Source organism: Variovorax boronicumulans (assembly GCF_030812215.1).
Lineage (GTDB): Bacteria > Pseudomonadota > Gammaproteobacteria > Burkholderiales > Burkholderiaceae_C > Variovorax > Variovorax boronicumulans_C.
Map to the genome: position 1 here is coordinate 1 of NZ_JAUSSG010000030.1, position 1793 is coordinate 1793.

At 63.6% G+C, this 1793-nt stretch carries 1 protein-coding gene; it reads left to right on the plus strand.

Going from position 1 to position 1793, the window contains the following annotated elements:
* Positions 1 to 1793: hypothetical protein (locus tag J2W23_RS31365; RefSeq protein ID WP_307651504.1), on the plus strand; the 1793-nt coding region annotated here is incomplete at both ends.

The window sequence follows — 1793 nt, forward strand, 5'->3', positions numbered from 1 at the left end:
GACGACGTCGAGGTCGACAGGCTGTCGATGCTGCTCGTGGCTGTGCTCAAACCGCTCGAGGTCGAAGTCGACAAGCTGCTGATGCTGCTGGTCGCCGTGCTCAGACCCGACGATGTGGAGGTCGAAAGGCTGCTGATGCTGCTGGTCGCAGTGCTCAGACCGGACGACGTCGAGGTCGACAGGCTGCTGATACCGGTGGAGGTAGACGTCGAGAGGCTGTCGATGCTGCTCGTGGCCGTGCTCAGACCGCTCGAAGTCGAGGTCGACAAGCTGCTGATGCTGCTGGTCGCGGTGCTCAGACCCGACGACGTCGAAGTCGACAGGCTGCTGATGCTGCTGGTCGCAGTGCTCAGGCCGGACGACGTCGAAGTCGACAGGCTGCTGATACCGGTCGAGGTAGACGTCGACAGGCTGTCGATGCTGCTCGTGGCCGTGCTCAGACCACTCGACGTGGAGGTCGACAGGCTGCTGATGCTGCTGGTCGCGGTGCTCAGACCCGACGACGTCGAAGTCGACAGGCTGCTGATGCTGCTGGTCGCAGTGCTCAGGCCGGACGAAGTCGAGGTCGACAGGCTGCTGATACCAGTCGAGGTAGACGTCGACAGGCTGTCGATGCTGCTCGTGGCCGTGCTCAGACCACTCGACGTGGAGGTCGACAGGCTGCTGATGCTGCTGGTCGCCGTGCTCAGGCCAGACGACGTCGAAGTCGACAGGCTGCTGATGCTGCTGGTCGCAGTGCTCAGACCAGACGAAGTTGAGGTCGACAGGCTGCTGATACCAGTCGAGGTAGACGTCGACAGGCTGTCGATGCTGCTCGTGGCCGTGCTCAGACCACTCGACGTGGAGGTCGACAGGCTGCTGATGCTGCTGGTCGCAGTGCTCAGGCCAGACGAGGTCGAAGTCGACAGGCTGCTGATGCCAGTCGAGGTAGACGTCGACAGGCTGCTGATGCTGCTGGTCGCGGTGCTCAGGCCGGACGACGTCGAGGTCGACAGGCTGCTGATGCTGCTGGTGGCCGTGCTCAGGCCGGACGACGTGGAAGTCGACAGGCTGCCGATGCTGCTGGTTGCCGTGCTCAGACCGGACGACGTGGAAGTCGATAGGCTGCTGATGCTGCTGGTCGCCGTGCTCAGGCCCGACGACGTCGAAGTCGAGAGGCTGCCGATGCTGCTGGTGGCAGTGCTCAGACCGGACGATGTCGAAGTCGAGAGGCTGCCGATGCTGCTGGTTGCCGTGCTCAGACCAGACGACGTGGAAGTCGACAGGCTGCTGATGCTGCTGGTCGCGGTGCTCAGGCCGGACGATGTCGAAGTCGACAGGCTGGAGATGCTGCTCGTCGCCGTGCTCAGACCGGACGACGTCGAGGTCGACAGGCTGTCGATGCTGCTCGTGGCTGTGCTCAAACCGCTCGAGGTCGAAGTCGACAAGCTGCTGATGCTGCTGGTCGCGGTGCTCAGACCCGACGATGTGGAGGTCGAAAGGCTGCTGATACCGGTCGAGGTAGACGTCGACAGGCTGTCGATGCTGCTCGTGGCCGTGCTCAGACCACTCGACGTGGAGGTCGACAGGCTGCTGATGCTGCTGGTCGCAGTGCTCAGACCGGACGACGTGGAAGTCGACAGGCTGCTGATGCTGCTGGTCGCCGTGCTCAGGCCGGACGACGTCGAGGTCGACAGGCTACCGATGCTGCTGGTCGCAGTGCTCAGGCCAGACGACGTGGAAGTCGACAGGCTGCTGATGCTGCTGGTCGCGGTGCTCAACCCAGACGACGTCGAGGTCGACAGGCTGCTGAT